The sequence below is a fragment of the Massilia sp. X63 genome (assembly GCF_041023745.1).
Taxonomy (GTDB): Bacteria; Pseudomonadota; Gammaproteobacteria; order Burkholderiales; family Burkholderiaceae_D; genus Telluria.
This window is the reverse complement of record NZ_JBFTEF010000006.1, coordinates 100,495-115,240: the sequence shown is the minus strand read 5'-3', so window position 1 is coordinate 115,240 and position 14,746 is coordinate 100,495. Positions and strand designations below refer to the sequence as shown.

Annotated in this window: 13 protein-coding genes; 8 read left to right on the top strand and 5 right to left on the bottom strand. The window is 68.6% G+C overall.

Annotated elements, in window-relative coordinates; translation table 11 throughout:
• The gene (locus tag AB3347_RS13940; RefSeq protein ID WP_369092590.1) at positions 1-690 is read right to left on the bottom strand and encodes a cytochrome c; all 690 of its coding nucleotides are present in this window, start codon (positions 688-690) and stop codon (positions 1-3) included.
• A 371-nt stretch (positions 691-1,061) separates the two neighbouring features.
• On the opposite strand from AB3347_RS13940, the gene AB3347_RS13935 reads away from it, so the two are divergent.
• Together AB3347_RS13935 and AB3347_RS13930 are read left to right on the top strand one after the other, a co-directional pair.
• A complete protein-coding gene (locus tag AB3347_RS13935; protein ID WP_369092406.1) occupies positions 1,062-1,523 on the top strand; it encodes a hypothetical protein in 462 nt (153 codons plus the stop codon).
• A gap of 3 nt (positions 1,524-1,526) precedes the next feature.
• Positions 1,527-2,429: a DUF2145 domain-containing protein gene (locus AB3347_RS13930; RefSeq protein WP_369092405.1), complete on the top strand. Its 903-nt coding sequence runs from the start codon at positions 1,527-1,529 to the stop codon at positions 2,427-2,429.
• Between the two features lie 126 nt (positions 2,430-2,555).
• Here AB3347_RS13930 and AB3347_RS13925 read toward each other — a convergent pair whose 3' ends face one another.
• Positions 2,556-2,726, bottom strand: coding sequence for a hypothetical protein (locus tag AB3347_RS13925; RefSeq protein ID WP_369092404.1), 171 nt, complete (start codon positions 2,724-2,726; stop codon positions 2,556-2,558).
• 404 nt (positions 2,727-3,130) lie between these two features.
• Between AB3347_RS13925 and AB3347_RS13920 the strand changes: the two genes are divergently transcribed.
• From AB3347_RS13920 to AB3347_RS13905, 4 genes are all read left to right on the top strand, one after another.
• Positions 3,131-4,648, top strand: a complete 1,518-nt coding sequence (locus AB3347_RS13920; RefSeq protein WP_369092403.1) for a BCCT family transporter — start codon at positions 3,131-3,133, stop codon at positions 4,646-4,648.
• A 135-nt stretch (positions 4,649-4,783) separates the two neighbouring features.
• Positions 4,784-5,386, top strand: a complete 603-nt coding sequence (locus AB3347_RS13915; RefSeq protein ID WP_369092402.1) for a DUF2760 domain-containing protein — start codon at positions 4,784-4,786, stop codon at positions 5,384-5,386.
• Complete coding sequence (locus AB3347_RS13910; RefSeq protein WP_369092401.1) at positions 5,383-7,236, top strand: Hsp70 family protein; 1,854 nt, start codon at positions 5,383-5,385, stop codon at positions 7,234-7,236. The genes AB3347_RS13915 and AB3347_RS13910 overlap by 4 nt, the downstream gene beginning before the upstream one ends.
• Positions 7,237-7,256: 20 nt before the next feature.
• Positions 7,257-10,082 carry an Hsp70 family protein gene (locus AB3347_RS13905; protein ID WP_369092400.1) on the top strand — a complete coding sequence of 942 codons (2,826 nt, stop codon included), beginning with the start codon at positions 7,257-7,259 and terminating at the stop codon, positions 10,080-10,082.
• Positions 10,083-10,300: 218 nt separating this feature from the next.
• On the opposite strand, the gene AB3347_RS13900 is transcribed toward AB3347_RS13905, so the two are convergent.
• The gene (locus tag AB3347_RS13900) at positions 10,301-10,915 is read right to left on the bottom strand and encodes a TetR/AcrR family transcriptional regulator (protein ID WP_369092399.1); all 615 of its coding nucleotides are present in this window, start codon (positions 10,913-10,915) and stop codon (positions 10,301-10,303) included.
• 77 nt (positions 10,916-10,992) lie between these two features.
• The gene (locus AB3347_RS13895) at positions 10,993-13,383 is read right to left on the bottom strand and encodes a TonB-dependent receptor (protein ID WP_369092398.1); all 2,391 of its coding nucleotides are present in this window, start codon (positions 13,381-13,383) and stop codon (positions 10,993-10,995) included.
• Between AB3347_RS13895 and AB3347_RS13890 the strand changes: the two genes are divergently transcribed.
• On the top strand, positions 13,268-13,600 hold the full coding sequence (locus tag AB3347_RS13890) for an MFS transporter (protein WP_369092397.1): 333 nt from the start codon (positions 13,268-13,270) through the stop codon (positions 13,598-13,600). The genes AB3347_RS13895 and AB3347_RS13890 overlap by 116 nt on opposite strands.
• A 70-nt stretch (positions 13,601-13,670) precedes the next feature.
• On the opposite strand, the gene AB3347_RS13885 is transcribed toward AB3347_RS13890, so the two are convergent.
• A complete protein-coding gene (locus AB3347_RS13885) occupies positions 13,671-13,802 on the bottom strand; it encodes a hypothetical protein (protein WP_369092396.1) in 132 nt (43 codons plus the stop codon).
• Between the two features lie 199 nt (positions 13,803-14,001).
• Here AB3347_RS13885 and AB3347_RS13880 point away from each other — a divergent pair, with 199 nt between their 5' ends.
• Positions 14,002-14,664, top strand: a complete 663-nt coding sequence (locus tag AB3347_RS13880) for a PRC-barrel domain-containing protein (protein WP_369092395.1) — start codon at positions 14,002-14,004, stop codon at positions 14,662-14,664.
• Positions 14,665-14,746: the final 82 nt, after the last annotated feature.

Here is a 14,746-nt window from a genome sequence, read left to right as displayed (position 1 = left end):
TCACTTCGGATGGACCTGGCTGCCGCAGGGCATGGGCAGCGCCGTCGTGTTCCCCTTGGCGGGCCGCGCATTGGATACCGGCAGGGAACTCAGGTAGGCCGCCACCGCGGCCACTTCCGGCTCGGTCAGGCTCGATGCGATGACCTGCATGCAGTCCGGCGCAACTGCGGTGCGCACGCCGTAGCGCCACGCGCCCAGCTGGGCGCTCACGTAGTCGGCGCGCAGCCCGAGCAGGCCGGGGATGCCGGGCTCACGCCCGGCCAGGTCGGCGCCGTGGCAGGTGGCGCAGGCGGGAATGCGGCGCGCCGGCACGCCGCCGGTGACGATCCGCTGTCCGTCCCGAACCAGTTGCGGTGACGGCGGCGGCCCCGCCACCACCAGCGGCGGCGGATTCTGCGCGGCGAAGTATTCCGCCATCTTGTAGAGGTAGGCGTCGGGCAGGTAGGCCAGCAGGTAGTTCATCGGCACGTACTTGCGGCGGCCGTCGCGGAAGGCGACCAGCTGGTTGTACAGGTAGCCGGTCGGCTTGCCGGCCAGGCGCGGGAAATAGACATTCTCGACTCCGCGCCCGGCGCTGCCATGGCAACCGACGCAGGCCGCCACCCGCGCTTCCATGGTGTCGGGAATCCGGCCGTCCGATACGGGCCCGGCAGGGGCATCCCGGCTCTGCGCCAGGGCGCCCTGCGCCATTGGGCCCAGCAGCAGCAAGGATACGAAAGCGTTTGCAAGAGGCTTCAATTCCCCCTCCCAGTGAACATTCGCGCCGGCGGCACGCCACGATGCGTGGGTAGAACCGTAGCATGAGCTCCGGATGGGATGTCGCACTTTTGTCCCGGCTGTCTGAAAGCCGGCTGAATTGACAAAACTGCCGAAGGAGCCGCGCATTACCGGGCGACCTGGCGCATCGGCAATGCCTCGGCGAGCGCTGACATGAAGCCAACAGGCTGGTGGACACGATTACAAGAACTTACAGAATTCCCGGCCGGCCGCCTTCTCAACAGTTCGCGGCACTAGTACCATAGCCGTCATCCCGGTTTCATCACCCTTCCCTGAAAATCACCATGACCCTCACCACCCTGTCCCGCGCCCTGTGCCTGGCCGCCTTCGCCCTCGCCTGCGCCGCCCCGAGCGGGGCCACCAGCTTCACTTCGTCCGCTTCCAGCGCGGGCTCGGCCTCGTCCGGCAGCATCTCCGATTCGATCGGCGCCTCCAGCAACAGCTCGAGCGGCGACGACCGCGTGGCCGCGGGCGAGTACCGCGTGATCGACATCGCCCAGGCGCCGGCCAAGCCCGACACCACCCGCCTGACCCTGCGCGCGGCCGCCGGTCCGGCGCGCGAGTTCACCCTCGACGTGCCCAAGCGCGCACTGGCCGAACGCACCGTGAACAAGGGCGAACTGGTGCAGGTCAGCGAACGCGTGTACGGCTTCGAATTCGCGCATGCCGACACCAAACGCTCCTTCTTCCTGGCGCTGCAGGACGACTGGTACCGCGACCTGGCTTCGCGCAAGGTCACCATCTGATGCATGTTCGCTAGGTTCGCCGCCGCCGCGCTCCTGCTGGGCGCGAGCGCGGCCGCGCAGGCGGGGCTGCCGGCCTTCTGCCAGCAGTCGATCGACATCGGCGCGGCCGAGCAGGACCGGGTGCTGCGCTTTGCCGGCGTGGTCAAGTCCGAGCTGGAGCGCTCCGGGGCGCGCGTCGCCCTCATCGCGCGTGCCGGCCTCGACCTGAGCCGCTTCGGCCAGCTGTACTCGCACGCCGGCGTTGCCCTGCGCGACAATCCCGGCGGCCCCTGGGCCGTGCGCCAGCTGTACTACGCCTGCGACGAATCGCGCCCGCGCCTGTTCGACCAGGGCATCGCCGGCTTCGCGCTGGGAGCCGACGCGCCCGCCCGCGGCCACATCTCGCTGCTGTTCCTGCCGGACGAAGACGGCGCGCTGCTGGAACAGGCCGCGCTCGACAAGCGCCTGGCCCTGGCCCTGCTGGCCGGGCAGTACAGCGCCAACGCCTACGCCTACGGGACCCGCTACCAGAACTGCAACCAGTGGGTCGCAGAACTGCTCGCCAGCGCCTGGGGCCGCTTGGATGGAGGCGCCAGCGCCCACCCGCGCGAAGAGGCCCAGGACTGGCTGCGCACCCAGGGCTACACTGCCGGCCCCATCAGGGTGCCCTCGCACTGGATGATGTTCGCCGGCCAGTTCGTGCCGCTGGTGCACCTGAACGACCACCCGCTGGAGGACCAGCATGCACTGGCGCTGCAGGTGAGCGTGCCGGCCTCGATCGAGGCCTTCGTGCGGCGCCGGGCGCCGCAGGCGCACCGCGTCGAGCTGTGCCACACGCAGGAGCGCATCGTGGTGCGCCGCGGCTGGGAGCCGCTGGGCGCCGCCTGCGAGCCGGGACCGGGCGACGAAGTGACGACGCTCGATTGAACGTCCAGCCATGCCGCCCGGCGGCGACAAAAAGCCCTGCACACGGCAGGGCTCGATGACGATCCCGGGACGGGCCCGGTCACAGGATGCGGCTTGTTTGCCGCTTGTTTGCTGCTTGTTTGCCGCTTATTTGCGCGCGGCCTCGGCCAGGCGGCGCAGGACGGCGGGCGACACCGAATCGCGACCGCGGCTCAACTGGTACAGGGCCCAGAGGTCGGCCTGGTTGTCGCGGGCCACGGCCACGGCCGGCGCCGGGGCATGGAAGAGGCTGCGGATGAATTCGACGATGGTGGACATGATCTGCTTTCCTGAAGTCGCTGTGCAATGGCCTTAGTATGCGCCTCCCCGAGATAGAAATAAAATTGCGATCCATGATGATCGTCATTCACCAAAGCACTATCAAAGACGCATAATAATTTGTACACACATTTGTGCAAATTCATTATGTGTTACACTCCGGGCCGCCGGTCGAGGCCGGCTTCACGATCCTCTCGCCAGTACGGCCATGAATCGGTGCGACAGTTTCGCAGCGACCGGCCCATACTGAAGCCTGTCATGCAGGCTATCCAACCAGGGTGCCAGGCAGCCGTGCCTGCCCGGGCAGCGCCATGCGCCCTGGGCACTATTCCTGCCTGCCCCGCCTGCGGCGACGCCCCCGGCTCCTGCCGGCTCGCGTCTGCGCACGCCAACAAGGAGAACTCATGCAAATGCTCTGCTCTGCGGGCTTTATCTTTCTCATCGTCCTGTGGGGCATCCTCGCTCCGCACAGCATGGCGTCGGTGTTCGACACCATGCTCGCTGCGCTGACCCGCAACTTCGGCTGGTTCTACCTGTGGGTGGTGCTCGGCATGGTGCTGTTCGCCGCCTTCGTCGCCTTCAGCCACTACGGCAACCTCAAGCTCGGCGGCGAGGACGACGAGCCGGACTTCAAGGTGGGCAGCTGGTTCGCCATGCTGTTCGCCGCCGGGATGGGCATCGGCCTGGTGTTCTGGGGCGTGGCCGAACCGATCTCGCACTACGTCACCGCACCGCCGGGCATCGCTCCCGGCACGCCGGAAGCGGCCAATGCCGCCATGCGCTACGTGTTCTTCCACTGGGGCCTGCATCCCTGGGCGGTATACAGCGTGGTCGCGCTGGCGATCGCCTTCTTCCAGTACCGCCGCGCCGGCAACCCCTTGATCAGCACCGTCACCAGTTCCCTGCCGTGGCGCCCGGTGCGCGCCATGTCCGGTCTGTTCAACGGCCTGGCGGTGGTGGCCACGGCCTTCGGCGTCGCCGCCTCGCTCGGCGTCGGCGCGCTGCAGATCAACAGCGGCCTGAACGCCGTGTTCGGGCTCGAGATCAGTCCCGCCGCGCAGGTCGGCATCATCGTCGTGACGGCCGCCATGTTCATCGCCTCGGCCTTGAGCGGCGTGGAGAAAGGCGTCAAGCTCCTGTCCAACATCAACATGATCGTGGCGGCCCTGCTCGCCCTTGCCGTGTTCCTGCTGGGCCCGACGGTCGCCATCATCGACACCTTCACCAATACCCTGGGCAGCTACGCCAGCGAATTGGTCCGGATGAGCCTGCGGGCGACGCCCTTCCGCGACAGCAGCTGGGTCGGCAACTGGACCATCTTCTACTGGGCCTGGTGGATCTCGTGGTCGCCGTTCGTCGGCCTGTTCATCGCACGCGTCTCGCGCGGGCGCACCATCCGCGAATTCATCCTCGGCACCGTGCTGGCGCCGTCGCTGGCGGCCTTCGTCTGGTTCTCGATCTTCGGCGGCACCGCGCTCTACATGGAGATCTGGCAGCACGTCCCGCTGTCCGCGGCCGTCAAGGCCGACCTGGCGACCGCGCTGTTCGCGATGTTCGGGGCCATGCCCTTCGGCCAGATCATGTCGGTGGTCGCCACCCTGCTGGTGGTGGTCTTCTTCGTGACCTCGGGCGACTCGGCCGTGCTGGTGCTGGGCATGATGAGCCAGGGCGGCAATCCGAATCCGAACGCGCGTACCAAGCTGATCTGGGGCGTCCTGATCGCCGGCATCGCCATCAGCCTGCTGCTGGCGGGTGGCATCAATGCCGTGCAGACCGCCACCATCCTGTTCGCCCTGCCCTTCGCGCTGGTGATCGTGCTGATGGTGATCGCACTGTGGCGCGCGCTGCGCGAAGACTGGCAGGAGGAGGCGCGCCGCGAACGTGCGCTGCGGCGCCGGATGCGCGAAATGGCGGCGCCCTAGCCAGCTGCCGCCAAGGGATGGGTTGAAGACGCGCGTGCCTCGGCTGTAGCCAAACTGGTATCATGCGCGTTTTCCGGACCCTGGCCCGTCGCTGTCCGACAGCGCGCCCGTCCCTTACCCTACAGAACATCAAGAATGAACACACCAGCCCAGCTGCCGGGCTTCTTCAGCCGGCTTTCGATCGCCTTTGGCGCCTTCTTCAAATCGCTCGGCGATGCCGAGTTCGCCGCGCGCGTGCGTGACGACCAGGTCGGCCCGGTCGCGATGCCGACTCCGACGCCGGCCCCGACCATGGCGCCGACTGCCGCGCCGACGCCGGCCCCGACGCCCATGCCTGCTGCCGCGCCGCTGCGCGCCCCGACTGCCGAATCGGCCCTGCAACTGCTGAGCCTGTTCCAGCGCGAAGCCCGCCTGATCGACTTCACCCAGGAAAACCTGAGCGCCTATTCCGACGCCGACATCGGCGCCGCCGCCCGCGTGGTGCACGAAGGCTGCGCGCGCGTGCTGCGCGAGCACTTCAGCATCGAGCCGGTGCGCAGCGAATCCGAAGGCGCGCGCATCACGCTGGAAGAAGGCTTCGACGCCGCCAGCGTGCGCCTGACCGGCAACGTGGTCGGCCAGGCCCCGTTCAAGGGCACCCTGTCGCACCGCGGCTGGCGCGCCACCAAGGTCCAGCTGCCGCAGCTGGCCGAGAAGCACGACGCACGCGTGCTGGCGCCGGCGGAGGTGGAACTGTGAGCGACGCACTGAATGCCCGCTACGCCATCGGCATCGACCTGGGCACCACCCACAGCGCCCTCTCGTATGTCGACCTGCAGGCCAGCGACGGCGAGAACACCGTCGACGGCATCCTGCCCGTTCCGCAGCTGAGCGGCCCGGGCACGGTCGAGGCGCTGCCGCTGCTGCCGTCCTTCCTCTACCTGCCGCACCCGGACGAACTGGCGCCGGGCGAAACCGCACTGCCGTGGAGCGCCGGCGGCGAAGCCTTCATTGCCGGCGAAATGGCGCGCAGCCGCGGCGCCACCACCCCGATCCGCCTGGTGTCTTCGGCCAAGAGCTGGCTGAGCCACCCGAGCGTCGACCGGCGCGCCGCCATCCTGCCGCACGATGCGCCGGAAGAAGTCACGCGCGTCTCGCCCCTGGAAGCCTCGACCCGCTACCTGGCGCACCTGCGCCAGGCCTGGAACGCGGCCCACCCGGATGCGCCCTTCGACCGGCAACAGGTGACGATCACCATCCCGGCCTCGTTCGACCCGGGCGCGCGCGAACTCACCGCCGAAGCGGCGCGCAACGCCGGCATCGACCCCACCCTGCTGGAAGAGCCGCAAGCGGCGCTGTACAGCTGGATCCAGGGGTCCAAGGGCGCCTGGCGCAAGCAGGTCAAGGCTGGCGACATCGTGCTGGTGGTCGACGTGGGCGGCGGCACCAGCGACTTCTCGCTGATCGCGATCCTCGAACGCGACGGCAAGCTGGAGCCGCACCGCGTGGCGGTGGGCGACCACATCCTGCTGGGCGGCGACAACATGGACCTGGCCCTGGCGCACTTCGTGGCGCGCAAGCTCCAGGCCAACGGCACCCAGCTCGATTCCTGGCAGATGCGCGCCCTCACCTACGGCTGCCGTAGCGCCAAGGAACACCTGCTGGCCGACGCCGACGCCACCGTGTGGCCGATCGTGGTGCCGAGCCGCGGCTCGAAGCTCATCGGCGGCTCGATCCGCACCGAACTGACGCGCGACGAAGTCACCGCCTTCATCACCGACGGCTTCTTCCCGCGCGTGGAAGCCACGGCACGCCCGGCCACGCGCACCCGCGCCGGCCTGACCCAGGTCGGCCTGCCGTATGCGCAGGACGCCGCGATCACCAAGCACCTGGCAGCCTTCCTGGCGCGCCAGGCCGGCGCCACCTCGGAACTCGAAGGCTTCGAGGGCCGGGTGAATGCGGAACACAGCTTCCTGCACCCGAGCGCGGTGCTGTTCAACGGCGGCGTATTCAAGTCGCACATCCTGGCCCAGCGCGTGATGGACACCATCAACGACTGGCTCTACATGGAAGGCGCGGAACCGGCGCGCATGCTGGAGGGCGCCGACCTCGACCTGGCGGTGGCGCGCGGCGCGGCCTACTTTAGCTACGCGCGGCGCGGCGGCGGCGTGCGCATCCGCGGCGGCACGGCCCGTTCCTTCTACGTCGGCGTGGAATCGTCGATGCCGGCCATTCCCGGCATGGAACCACCCATCGAAGCCCTGTGCGTGGCCCCCTTCGGCATGGAAGAAGGCAGCGAACTCGAACTGCCGGGCCAGGAATTCGGCCTGGTGGTGGGCGAGCCGGTCACCTTCCGCTTCTTCGGTTCCACCACGCGCCGCCAGGACCGCATCGGCGAGGTGCTTGAATTCTGGGGACCGGACGAACTGCACGAGATGAACGAAATCCAGGCGACCCTGCCGGCCGAAGGCCGCGTGGCGGGCGACGTGGTGCAGGTCAGGCTGCATGCGCTGGCGCTTGATACCGGCACCCTGGAATTGGCCGCGGTGGCGCGCGACGGCCAGCGCTGGAAGATCGAGTTCGACGTCCGCAACGCGCCCGACCAGTAGTGATGCCGCACTAAGCCGCAGTGGGCCAGTACCTCGTCAGCATCGACCTGGGCACCACCAACACGGTGCTCGCATACGCCCTGCCCGCCACTGGAGCGGCCGCAGGGGTCGAGCTATTGGCCGTCGAGCAGTTGGTGGCGCCCGGCGAAGTCGCCGCGGCGCCGCTGCTGCCCTCGATGCGCTACCACCCGGCCGAGGGCGAGCTCGCTCCCGGCGAACTCCAGCTCCCCTGGGCCGCGCCCGACCCGGCCGGCGTCGCACGCGTCGCCGTGGGCCGCCTGGCGCGCGTGCTGGGCGCGCAGACGCCGGGCCGCCTGGTGGCCAGCGCCAAGAGCTGGCTCTCGCATGCCGGCGTGGACCGCATGGCCGCCATCCTGCCCTGGGGCGCGGAGGATGCGGACGTGGCCAAGGTGTCGCCGGTGGCTGCCAGCGCCAGCTACCTGGCGCACTTGCGCGCTTGCTGGAACATGCGCTTCCCGACGGCGCCGCTGGAGCGCCAGCAGATCGTCCTGACGGTGCCGGCCTCGTTCGACGAAGGCGCGCGTGCGCTCACCCTGGAAGCGGCGCGCATGGCCGGCCTGCCGGAGCTGCGCCTGCTGGAAGAACCGCAGGCCGCCCTGTACGACTGGCTGTTCCGCCACCGCGCCACGCTGGCGCAGGACCTGGCGCACACGCGCCTGGTGCTGGTGGCCGACGTCGGCGGCGGCACCACCGACTTCAGCCTGGTCAAGGTGGAACTGGAACCAGACGGGCAACCGAAGCTGACCCGCATCGGCGTCGGCAACCACCTGATCCTGGGCGGCGACAACATGGACCTGGCGCTGGCGCACCTGGCCGAGTCGCGCCTGAACGGCGACAATTCAACGGAGCGATTGTCGGCGGGCCGCCTCGCACAGTTGACCGAACGCTGCCGCGCAGCCAAGGAGCAGCTGCTGGCGCCCGATGCGCCGGAACAGGTGACCGTTACCCTGCTGGGCAGCGGTGCGCGCCTGATCGGCGCCAGCCGCTCGGCCACCATCACCCGCGCGGACGTGGAGCGGATCGTCCTGGACGGCTTCTTCCCGCCCAACGAGGCGCAGGAAGGCGCCAGGCGCACCCGCGCCGGCATCGTCGAATTCGGCCTGCCGTATGCGAGCGACCCGGCCGTCACCCGCCACCTGGCGGCTTTCCTGCGCCAGCATGCGCAGGCGGCGCGCGAGGCGCTCGGCATCGAAGACGATGGCGCCGCGTCCGTGCCCGTCCCCGATGCGCTGCTGCTCAACGGCGGCGTGTTCCGCGGTGCGGCGCTGGCGCAGCGCCTGGCCGATGTGCTCGCGCACTGGCGCGGCGCGCCGGTGCAGGTGCTGCACAACGAGGACCCGGACGTGGCCGTGGCGCGCGGCGGCGTGGCCTATTCGCTGGCGCGCGCGGGCCAGGCCCCTAGCATCGAAAGCGGTTCGGCGCGCAATTACTACCTGCTGCTCGATGCGCAGCAGTCGGGCGACACGGTGCGTGCGGTCTGCCTGCTGCCGCGCGGCGCCCCGGCCGGGGAAGAAATCCGCCTGGAAGGCCGCAGCTTCGCCCTGCGCCTGGGCCGGCCGGTGCGCTTCCACCTGGTGTCGTCCACCGCCGACCCGGGCGGCAGGCTGCCGCAAGCGGGCGAGCTGCTCGAGCTGCCCGCAGGCGATATCGTGCGCCTGCCCGCCATCTCGACGGTGCTGCGCAGCCAGCGCGGCACCGAGATCCCGGTGCAGCTGGCCACCGTGCTGCTTGAGGTCGGCACCCTGGAAGTGTCCTGCGTGGCAGAGGACGACGCAGCGCAGCGCTGGCGCCTGGAATTCCAGCTGCGCGGCCAGGACGAGGCGCCGGTGGAAGACGTCGCGCTGCCGGCCGAGCTGGATGAGGCCATCGCCCGCATCGACCGCATCTTCGGCAACCGCTCGCAGCAGGTCGAGCCGCGCGAAGTGCGCCAGCTGCGCGCTTCGCTGGAACACCTGCTGGGCGGGCGCGAACGCTGGACCACGCCGCTGTTGCGCCGCCTGTTCGACGCCCTGCTGGCGCGCGCCAAGGGAAGGCGTCGCTCGGCCGAACACGAGCGCGTCTGGCTGAACCTGGCCGGCTACTGCCTGCGTCCGGGCTTCGGCCATCCGCTCGACGAATGGCGCATCGAGCAGCTGTGGGCGATGTTCGAGCCTGGGGTGCAATACCACAAGGACAGCCAGGTGCGCGCCGAATGGTGGACGCTGTGGCGGCGCGTGGCCGGCGGCCTGTCGCTCGATGCGCAACTGCGCCTGCTCGACGACTTCGCCTTCAACCTGCAGGCCGACGAATCGGAACGCGGGCGCCGTCCGGTCACGCTGGTCGACGGCAGCGAGGACGACATGCTGCGCGTGGGCGCCTCGCTGGAGCGCATCCCGTCCGCCTACAAGGCCGAGATCGGCGACTGGCTGATGAAACAGATCATGGCGATGCCGGCAGGCGCCAGGATCGACGCCCGCGCCGCGGCGCGCTACGCGCGCTACCTGTGGGCGCTGGGCCGCGTGGGCGCGCGCCAGTCCTTTCATGGCGCCGCGCACGAGGTCGCCCCGAGCACCTCGGCCGAAGCCTGGCTGAACGGGCTGTTCCAGCTCGACTGGAAGAAGATCGAGCCGGCCGGCTTTGCCGCCGCCCACATCGCCCGGATGACCGGCGACCGCTCGCGCGACATTGGCCAGGCGATACGCGACGAGGTGCTGCGGCGCCTGTCCGCCAGCGCCGCACCGCCGGCCTGGGCCGCCATGGTGCGCGAGGTGGTCGAACTCGACCAGGCGGTCGAGACCCGCATGCTGGGCGATGCGCTGCCGCCGGGGCTCAAGCTGCTGCGCTGATCGCCACGCCCTCCGTCAACAAAACACGAAATCCTCGTTCGAGCTCGGCAAGGCACAGAGCACGTCGCGCAGCACCAGCCACGCAAACCCACCGACGGGAACCAGCAACAGCCAGAATGCAGACATGATCGTCTCCTTGTGCACAGCTTCATTTCGCACACCCGTGCGAAATGGAAGTAAAAAAAGGGACAGGCAGCGCCCGTCCCGCCGGGACATCCCTACTCCAGATCGTTGAAACTCTTGTACGTCGATATCAGGCGGTTGAAAGCCCGCTGCGCCCTGCGCGGCACCGCCGCGGTGCGCAGGAAGCGCGCGTCGTGCATCACCCCGATCGCCAGGCTGTAGATCTCGAACACCAGCTGCTCGGGCTCGGTGTCCGGGCGCAGGTGCCCGGCTTCCATCGCCTGCAGCACGGTCTTGCGCAGCGAGGCGCGCCAGCGCGTCACGCCGGCCTCGATGCGGTCGCGCAAGGGGCCCGGCACGTCGTCGAACTCGAAGGCGCCGGCCGTGTACAGGCAGCCGCCGCGCGCGGTCTCGTTGCCGATCTTCTTCAGCCACAGCTCGACCTGCATCACCAGGCGCGGCAAGCCCTTGGGCGCCTGCAGCGAAGGCAGGAACACTTCCTCGCCGAAGCGGCGGTCGTATTCGTCCAGCACGGCCGACTGCAGGGCCTCGAGCGAACCGACGCGCGAGAACACGCCGCTCTTGCTGATGCCGGTGCGCTTGGAGACTTCGCCCAGCGACACCTTGCCGATACCCTCGCTCGCCGCCATGTCGACGGCGGCGTCGAGGATGGTGGCGTAGGTGGCTTCGCTCTTGGCAGTGGTGTTCATGCAGAAACTTTAGCACACCTGTGCGAAAGAGCAAGGGGAATCGCGGCCGGCCCGCGCGGGACCGGCCGCGGCCCGGCTTACCAGAACTTGTAGCTGGCCGAGAGGGCGAACTGGCGGCCGAACAGGTTCTGGCCATGGTCGTAGCCTTCCCAGCCGTTCGGATCGTAGTACGGCCTCTTGTCCAGTACGTTCTTGATGTTGAGCCCCAGGTTCAGGTTCTTCAGCGGCTTCCAGTTGAAGCCCAGGTTGACCGTGGTGTACGAAGGCGTGCCCTCGCACAGCTTATCCGGCAGCGACACCCCGGCAGCGGTACAGTTGGCCGGCACATTGTCGGTGTCGTAGTCGCCGTAGGCCCACTTGGTCTTGCCGGTGTAGTTCACGAACAGGCTGGTGGTGAAGTTCCCGTAGTTCCAGTCGGCGTTGAAGGTACCGCGCAGGCGCGGCGAGCCGTAGTAGCCGACGTAGTTGCCCGAGAAGCCGCTGCCGTCCTCGTAGTTGTAGGTCTCGCGGCGGCGGATGGTGAAAGCCACGCCGGTGTTCAGGCGCCCGTAGTCGCCCAGCTTGAAGCGGGTGCGCGCATCGATGTCGAAGCCGTCCACCAGGGTGCGGCCGCGGTTCAGGTAGGAGTTGATCAGGCCGCCCAGGTTGCCCACCGAGTAGGTCGGCAGCTTGCCGGTGCAGGCCGCCGCGTTGGCCGGATTGGCGCACATGGTGGCCACCGCCGCCATGTTGGCGCGGTCGGCATCGGTCAGCGCATTGCGGATCGCCTTGTCGGTGCCGGCCAGGCTCGGGCCGTGCGCGTCGACCAGCTCGGTGAACAGCTGGTTGAAGTCCTGGCGCACGATCTCGTTGCGGCGGTTGACGATCCAGTAGTCGAGCGACACGCTGAGGTCGCGCACCGGCTGCAGCACCAGGCCGAGGGTGGCGATCTTGGCCTTCTCCGGCTCCAGCTCCGGATTCGGCGGGGTCAGGCCGCCCACCGTGGTCGAGCAGTTCGAATTGAGCAGGTTGCGGCCCAGGTCGACCTCGGTTGCCGAGACGGATTTCATCAGCAGGCGTGCGATCGCATTGGTTTCGTCGCAGCGCACGGTGTCGCGGATGCCGCCCACCTGGGCGAACACGCCGCCCGAGCCCGATTCGGCCAGGTTCGGCGCACGGAAGCCTTCGGAGTAGGTGCCGCGCACCATCACTTCCGGCGTGGCGCGCCACACCGCACCGATTTTCGGCGCCAGGTTGGCGCTGAAGTTCGGATACTTGTCCAGGCGCGCCGCGGCGTTCAGTTCGAGCTTGTCGGTGACCGGCACCACCACTTCGCCGAACAGGGCCGCGATGGTGCGCTTGCCGTCGAACCAGGAGCCGCCCTGCTGGGTGATCAGGCCGTTGGCCGCGTCCGCGTTGCCCGGCGTGTCGAAGCTCTCGCGCATCAGGCTGGTGCCGAAGGCGGCGCGCACTTCGCGTTCGCCGATCTTCGCCAGCGTGCCCTCGACCTTGGCGTCCCAGGTGATCAGCTTGGTCCAGGACTGGATGTCGAAGGTCGGATAGGCTTCGCGCAGCAGGACCGCATTCGCCTCGCTGATCTCGCCGAACTTGTAGGCCGGGTTGTCGGCGATGTAGGTGCGGCCGGTCACCGGATCGGTGGTGAAGGGGCCGAAGGCCTTGGCGAAGCCCGCGGTATTGATGTTGACGGTCTGGTACAGGGTCGAATGGCTGCCCGCCACCGCCAGCGCGGTCTCGAATTCCCAGTCGCCGAACACGGTGCCGCGCACGCCGGCCAGGGCGCGGTAGCTGTCGTCGACGTTCTTCTGGCCGAAGTGGCCCACCGCATCCTGCATCAGGTAGTTCAGGCCGGCCGCGCCGCCCATCTTGGCCGCCATGTCCGGGTCCAGCCTGCCCTTCAGGTAGACGTTGTTCGGGCCCAGGTAGGGAATCGCGAAGGTGTTCAGCCTGGTGCCGGTATTGCGCGAGAACCAGTTGTTGGTGCTGCCGCTGTTGAAGCTGCGCGGGCCGTTCTCGCCGCGCATCTTGATGTGCGTGTAGGCCGCTTCCGCGAAGCCTTCGAAACCGTTTGCGAAGCGCATGCGGCCGGCCAGGTAGCCGGTGGCGCGCTTCGACGAAGGACCGGTATCGAGCGCGTACGGCAGGTTGTTCCAGACGCAGCGGGTGCCGGAAGCTTCCGTGATCGCGGTCGGGCAGCCCGGCACCGCGCGCTGGGTGCGCGCGTTGTTCTTGGCGGGGTCGAACACGAAGAAGGTGCCCGGGTTCAGCACGCCCGGCTCGCTGCCGGTGCCGATGCGGAAGTTCGGGATGAAGCTCGGGTTGTTGACGTAGAAGTCCGAGGCGCACGGCTGGCAGGTGGCGCTGGCGATCTGCCTGTTCGTGGGGGGATTCGCGGTGGGACCGGGGGTGTGCGTCTGGCTGGCGCTGTCGGAGCTGATGCCGACCCGGATCCGCTCGAACGGCATGAGCATCGCGCTGCTGGTCAACCAGTTCGTCTCGACCGTGATCGCGGCCATGTTCCTGCCGACCGTCGGCTACTACGGCTACTCGGCCGTGTTCTTCGCCGGCGCGGGCTTCTCGGTGCTGTACTTCCTGACCGCTGCCTTCCTGCTGCCGGAGACCAAGGGCAAGACGCTGGAAGAGATCGAGCTGCACTTCGCCCCTGCCGGACGCGCGCAGCCGGGTTGAAGGCGGCAGCCCCGGCGGGGCCCTGAGACTGGCGCGCGGGCCGGGGCCGGCCCGCGCGCTGCGCCCCGGATCAGCGGCGGCCGAACCGGCTCAGGCGGGCGAGAACGGAGGCGAGCGCGAAAGCGAGTGGGGCCGACACCGAACGGGTCGGAATGCGTTTGCTGAACAGGCCGGTGTAGTTGCAGCGCGAATTGACAGTCATTTCTTATCTCTCCGAAACATTACTTAGCACAATAACTACGGAACACTTACTGTTCTGTGCGCCAGCTCGCATAGCGCGCGCGCCCCGGCGCGAATGCGTCCTATCATGCGGGCAGCAGGCCGGTTCCTTGCCTGCGACGGGCAGGCCTGCTCGTATTGCAGTCAAACAGCGTTGCATGCAGCGACCAAGGAGGTGTGCGATGAGCTATGCAGATCGTGACAGATACGGCATGTACAAGAACACGCGCAGCACCGGCCCGGGGCCGGCGCTGATGGGTGCGGATACCTTGATCGGCGACAGTGTCGTCAATGCGCAGGAGGAAGACCTCGGCGACATCAAGGAAATCATGCTGGACATGCAGACCGGCCAGGTGGCATATGCCGTACTGGCCTTCGGCGGCTTCCTGGGCATGGGCGAAAAGCTGTTCGCCGTGCCCTGGCAGGCGCTGCACCTGGACACCGCGAACAAGCGCATGGTGCTCAACGTCGATAAAGAGCGGCTCCGGAGCGCGCCCGGCTTCGACAAGGACGCCTGGCCCGACATGAGCGACGTGAGCTGGGCCGGCGGCATCCACAGCTTCTACGGCACCGATCCGCACCGATCCGGCGCACCGACCATGGGGCCGGGCAGCAGCCTGGGCGGCAGGACCGGCGGCGTGGGCACGGGCGCCGGTTCCGCGATGGGCAGCGGCATGGGTTCGAGCATGGGAGCGGGCTCGGCCGGCAGCAGCCTGGGCGCCAGCGTCGGATCGGGCAGCGTGCACGGCGACTCCTACGGGGTCGGCGGCAGTGCCGATCCGCGTCCGGCGCATGAGGGCGACGACAAGGACCTGAGCCGGATCCGGGGCAGCAATATCGGCTGAACCGGCGCCCACATGGGTGCATGTTTACGCTCCGTGTTTAATACGGCAAAAAATCGCCGGATTGAACACGGAGTGTATTGAA

Excerpts from the sequence above, each read along its gene's own strand:
- AB3347_RS13940 (WP_369092590.1), bottom strand. The coding sequence starts at position 690 with ATGGCGCAGGGCGCCCTGGCGCAGAGCCGGGATGCCCCTGCCGGGCCC.
- AB3347_RS13935 (WP_369092406.1), top strand. The coding sequence starts at position 1,062 with ATGACCCTCACCACCCTGTCCCGCGCCCTGTGCCTGGCCGCCTTCGCC.
- AB3347_RS13930 (WP_369092405.1), top strand. The coding sequence starts at position 1,527 with ATGTTCGCTAGGTTCGCCGCCGCCGCGCTCCTGCTGGGCGCGAGCGCG.
- AB3347_RS13925 (WP_369092404.1), bottom strand. The coding sequence starts at position 2,726 with ATGTCCACCATCGTCGAATTCATCCGCAGCCTCTTCCATGCCCCGGCG.
- AB3347_RS13920 (WP_369092403.1), top strand. The coding sequence starts at position 3,131 with ATGCAAATGCTCTGCTCTGCGGGCTTTATCTTTCTCATCGTCCTGTGG.
- AB3347_RS13915 (WP_369092402.1), top strand. The coding sequence starts at position 4,784 with ATGAACACACCAGCCCAGCTGCCGGGCTTCTTCAGCCGGCTTTCGATC.
- AB3347_RS13900 (WP_369092399.1), bottom strand. The coding sequence starts at position 10,915 with ATGAACACCACTGCCAAGAGCGAAGCCACCTACGCCACCATCCTCGAC.
- AB3347_RS13895 (WP_369092398.1), bottom strand. The coding sequence starts at position 13,383 with ATGCTCATGCCGTTCGAGCGGATCCGGGTCGGCATCAGCTCCGACAGC.
- AB3347_RS13885 (WP_369092396.1), bottom strand. The coding sequence starts at position 13,802 with ATGACTGTCAATTCGCGCTGCAACTACACCGGCCTGTTCAGCAAACGC.
- AB3347_RS13880 (WP_369092395.1), top strand. The coding sequence starts at position 14,002 with ATGAGCTATGCAGATCGTGACAGATACGGCATGTACAAGAACACGCGC.